Genomic DNA, 5559 nt, shown 5'->3' with positions numbered 1-5559 from the left:
TCTGTATCTGTCATCGTAAAGGGTGTACGACATTTCCGAAGCGTTTGGATTGTTACTATCTAACACTTTTGTCCATGAGCCTGTTGGTAGTCCTCTAACACTTGTAGTGGTGTTTTGTGTTAAAACTTGTGAAGGAACGTTTGGAGCATTAGGATAACTGTAGTCATCGTAATAGTTAATGGTTAATACTCTATAATTATTTATTGGTTTTACTTTATTACTATACCCTAATTGTATGTTGTCAAAAGTATAATTTGTATTTACTACTTCATAAAAAGACAAAGACATTTGCTCATTTTGATAATTTGTTCTATCAATACTTGTAACTGCTCTTCCTGTATACCAACCTGTATAAACTACTCTTCCAAAAGCATCATATTTTGTAATCAACCAACCTGTATCAGTGCCTCCCCATGGATTATAAGCAGGTCCAGTTGCTACAGGCATATCTTGAGTGTTGTATACTATGAATTCCCATTGTTTGCCAGGTAGTTTCTTTTCTACTAGACGGTTGCGAGAATCGTATTTGTATTGGTACCCTAAATTATCAAGAGTGGTTTGAGAGGCATCCCCTTCTGCTAAAGGAGGCAATACGAAGGTTAGATTTCCAAATTGATCATAGATATAATAGGTATCATGTTTTTCTGCATTACCTTTATGATCGATATTGTAGGTTCGCTTTAAAACTACTTGACCATTTTTGTTTTTAAATTCCTCTGTAGTATTCCCTAAACCTGACGTCCAGTTTTCATCTTTGATGATGGTTTTGTACAATTGGTTTTCTGAATAATACGTTTGTGGACTGCTAATGCTGCTGTTGTACAATTGTGAAGTAGCATCCCAAGTTGCGATTGCTTTGAAAAGTTTTACTTCGTTAGCAATGTTTGTTTGATAATCAAACTTAATTTCTTTACCACTTCCCATGAACCAAGCATCACCAGGTGCGGCTTGCTTGAAAACTCTTCCTAATGGAGAAGCTTCTAGTTCTTTTTCACTATAAGGATATGCCGTTCCATCATTGTAAGAACTGTAAAAACCAGTTAATTCTGAAATAGCCGTTGTAGCATCGGTGTAATCTAGTGAAGGAGCATCGTTAGTATAGGGTAAATACTCTTTGGTTTGTCTACCAAAACCATCATATTCTATATGGGTAATAATGTCGTTACCTAAATTAGATTGTTTATGTGCTACTTGCTGGATAGGTCTTCCTAAGCCATCAAAATAACTCACTTGTGTATTGGCAACTGTTACGTCAGGATTTTGAATCGCTGTTGTAGTGGGTTGTTTATATATTTTTGTTTTTACCCAGTTTTGATCTTGACTTTGTCCTAAAGCAAGAATAGGGAGTAGTGTTAGTATATATAGTATTTTCTTCATCTTGCTTTAGTTTTTATAATGATATTTGTTCTCACTTAAAATATTATTGTCTTTGTCTTTTACAAATTCCAAACGGTTTAAACTATCGTAATGATAGGTTGTTTTATTGCCTTTTGGATCGATACTAGAGGATAATAAATCAAGTAACCCTTCGTAAGTATATGTTGTTACAAGTGCATTTGGTAATGCTAATCTCAAATCTCCTGAGGCATTAGAAACTTGGTAATGTGTAGCATTAACAATCTTAGCAAGTGGCTTTCTATGATTAGTCCCCCATAAATAAACTGTTGAAACCCCATCTGCCTTTTTAACTTCTATTGGGTTTCCATTGTCATCATAGCTATTAAAGTAAATTCTACCTTCAAAATCTGAGCTATTTTTTGAAGAAAGGACTGACTTAAGTTGTGTAAAACCATTTGAATTTATCTGATATAAATTACGTTGTGCACTAAGCATTACTTCCAATCCACCATTGCTCTTTTCATAGATTTCAGTCTGAATAGGTGTACTAATCCTGTGCGCAACATTTGATTTTAAGTTATTGATAGCTAATAACTCATCAGAACTCAGCGCAGGTTGTAAATTTAGACTAGAAATAGTTACAACTTGAGGTGGATAATAGTTCTTAATAATGGATTGTACACCATCACTATTTGTTGAAATAATCTTTATAGGCAAACCTGCTAATGCTCCATATTCATAATTAATAGTATTTACAATTTTTTTAACTGTATTTGGATCTCCATCTAAAGATAATGGTTCAATATAATCTGTAGTAATTTGGTTTAGCAAATTATTTTTATAGATGTTTTTAGTGTAAGTACCAACATATAAATTAGTATATCCTCTATCACCTACATTACATTTTTCATGCAAATCTCCAGTAAAATTGCTTAAAAAAGTATCCACCACTAAATCATAAGTATATTGTTTGTCTTGAATAATTTTTAGCCCATTATTTTTTTTAAGAAGAATCCTTTCATTTAACAATTTGCCATTAGTTACATCATTTGATCCTAATAAAGTAAAGCGAGAACTTTTAGAATACAATTCCTGTCGTGTGGGAGTATGATACTCTTGGAAATTATTCTCTGATTTGATTAAAAATTTTTTTTCAATTCCACCTTTCTCAAAATTATCACCTCCTTCACTTATAGTCACATAATTATATAAAACTTGATTTTCTAAATCTGGAAAACCATTTCTTGAAGAACTATATTCCAAAATATCTCTACGCCACCAATTTTCCCAGCAATTAAGATTATCACGACATAACTGAACAACAACATCTGAATAAGCTTGATTATTGTAGCCTGTTGGAGTAACATTTAATTGATAACTATCTGTTCCAATTTCATTAATGTTTATGGCTTTTTTATAATAATAACGTTTGCTATCTGTAAGCAAATTATCAACTGAATAATCTGATGTTCTTTTAATTCTAATGCCAAACCCATCCACTTCTTGATACTCTACTACAATGTCAAATTCAGCAGTTATTACGGCCGATGTATTGTAATTAGCTGGCAAATTTTCATATTCTAACCTAAATTGATATAGATGATCTTTTAATAAATTATACTGAAGCGATGTAGATAGAGGAGAAATTAATTGTTGTTGTAAACTTATACCTCCTACAGCATTATAATCTGTTATTGTTAATTTGCCTCTGATATGATCATCTGTATGGTTTCCATCTGTAGTTATATTAAAATCAATTGAAATGGTTTGATCTTCAAAAACATAATAAGTGTCATTAGTTGGTGTATTCAAAACGGGATCAAAACCAGCAAACTTTATATCCACTTGATCAATGTTGTTTATCTCTAATTTAATTTTATCCGTTCTCGCTTCTTTTACTTTGGGAGCTTCATATTCAAACAGGGTAAATCCTCCTGTTGGATATATCATTTTTTTTAGTGTTCCTTTTTTGGCATGTTCAAAAGAAACTGTTCGGTCTGCTAAAGTAGCATTTAGCTGTTTAAAGTAATAATGCTCATTTTTAGGAATAAATGTTTCTAGATAACTATTTCCTGTAGCTCCATTATAATATCCAAAAAAGTCTTGTTCAAAAGAAAATTGATTTGGTAAGCTTTCAGGATCATCGTAAACCATTTGAAAAACTTGCTTTTGATCGTCAAAAGAAGATGAAAGATGATTATGAAGTGTTACTTTGTTTAAAAAAAACCTTCTTAAAACACCACCGATAAAGGTATCTTGATATTCTAAATCTATCTTATTGATTGAATTAGTATTAGTTTTATAATCTATACTAATTAACTTTTTGTTTAAACTAGGAGAAACATATTGAAAATTAAATTCAATGAATCTATTTAAAGCAGGTGCATGTATTTTAATTAACCTCTTATTTAAAGAAAAATTAAATACTTGAGTAAAGATTTTTGGATTTAAACTAGTCATGGTTCTTCCTAAATCCGGACACCTAAATGTACCTGGTTCACCTGTTATTGGAACAGTACATTCATCACAATTTGTGGAAGCAGAAAAACCACATGGATCACAAGGAGAGTGATACTGTTTATTCAATGGATTGTGATAGGTTATTTTTTGATTGAAACTAACAAGTTCTTGCTTTCCATAATCTTCATAGTCAAACAAAATAATGTCTCCTAAATAGGATTCCGCTTTATACAAATAGAAAACAGTGTTGGCTGCATCTTTTAATACATTACCGTCATTATCTTTAAGTAGTGATATTCCTAAATAATCCTGACCTCCAAAATAAAATTTATCACCAGTAGGGAGTGTTATTAGAAACTCATTGTTAAGTCCATTACTGACCATTTCTATTTTAATATTACTAGATTTATCAGCTACAACAGGAACATCATTATCGTCCAAATAAAAAATACCTGAATAACCAAAGAATGAAAAACTAAATTCATCTCTTTCACTGTCAAAAACTTCACTAGGGTTAATTAATAAATTTAACAATGTAGCATCATTACTATTGTCTTGTAAATCCATATTATCTAAAGCGTCTTTACTTAAATAATAACCCTGTGAAGCCTCATCTCTACGATCGTATACTATTCTAGTAATCATTCCTCCTGCATTTAAATTCCAATTCATTCCAGTGTCTGTAGGGTTTTGATTCACTCGAACTCCATTTCCAGTATAAGATAAATTAACAGGTAATACTAAATTTCCTGCTACATATGTAAATAAAGGAATGTTTAAATTAATTCTTCCACTTGACTCATTTACAGGAACATTCCCGTATTTAGTAAACTGAAAAGCATCCTCAGGTGCTGGAGTAAAATCTATACTTGGTAGTTCTTGACTAAACCCTAAACTACTGCATAGTAACAGTAGCATCATTATTTTTATGGTTTTGATATATTTCATGCTGTGTTATCTTATTTTTTAATCACTTTTACGCTTCCTGTTTGGGTATTGGTTTTTATCTCAATTAGATAAATCCCTTGTGGTAAACTACTGACTTCCATAGGAATGGTGCGTTCTCCTTTTAACGTTTGGGTTTGTAGACTTCTTCCGTTTAAATCGTATACGGTGGCTGTTCCAGTTTCGTATTCGAAGTTCACGATAACATTGGTAAAACTAACCGCAGGATTTGGCATCGCTTCTACTGTGATTTTTAACTCTTCTTCTCTTTGTTTGTCTCTTAGTTTTACTACCCAAAAATCGGTACCTCCTTTAGCTGAATTCTTATCTCTTGAAGCGCTTCCGTTGGAAGTACCTGCTAAAAGATAACCTCCGTCTCTGGTTTCTAGTAGTTTTTTTAATACTTCATCGCCTTTACTGCCTACCGTTTGTGTCCAAATTTCTTCTCCTTTAGCATTAATCTTCAAAGCAATGTAATCGTTGATGCCTTCTTTGTCGGATTGCAAACTTTTGACTTGTGACTTTTGACTAGTGGCTTTTGCTTCACTTTGGGCATAACCTCCAATTAAATAAGTCCCATCTGGGTTTTCAACTAGTGAGGTTAGTACATCTATTTTGCCATAATTGTAGGTTTCTTGCCAATCGATACTGCCGTTTTTATCTAATTTTAATACCCAAAAATCGGTACCATTTTTATTGGTTTTTGATTTGGAATTCGTAGCTCCTGAATTGGAATTTCCACCCACAATAAAACCACCGTCTTTGGTTTGTGAAAGGGCAAATAGGTTATCGTCTTTATCACCACCTAGGGTTCTT

Annotated in this window: 3 protein-coding genes; all 3 read right to left on the bottom strand. The window is 32.3% G+C overall.

The features are described 5' to 3' along the window. Window positions 1-1377, bottom strand: a 1377-nt coding sequence (locus FIA58_RS21045) for a DUF6443 domain-containing protein (protein WP_243754723.1), incomplete at its 3' end; no start/stop codon positions are given. A gap of 6 nt (window positions 1378-1383) precedes the next feature. After that, a complete protein-coding gene (locus FIA58_RS21040) occupies window positions 1384-4746 on the bottom strand; it encodes a hypothetical protein (RefSeq protein ID WP_140964664.1) in 3363 nt (1120 codons plus the stop codon). Between the two features lie 11 nt (window positions 4747-4757). After that, window positions 4758-5559 (bottom strand): T9SS type A sorting domain-containing protein (locus tag FIA58_RS21035; RefSeq protein ID WP_140964663.1); only part of this gene is annotated, 802 nt, incomplete at its 5' end.

Origin of the sequence: Flavobacterium jejuense (assembly GCF_006491595.2) — a bacterium.
Taxonomy (GTDB): domain Bacteria; phylum Bacteroidota; class Bacteroidia; order Flavobacteriales; family Flavobacteriaceae; genus Flavobacterium; species Flavobacterium jejuense.
This window is presented reverse-complemented; position numbering and strand designations above follow the sequence as displayed.

Bases quoted from the DNA above. Each gene is read 5' to 3' on its own strand.
- FIA58_RS21040 (WP_140964664.1), bottom strand. From the start codon at position 4,746: ATGAAATATATCAAAACCATAAAAATAATGATGCTACTGTTACTATGC.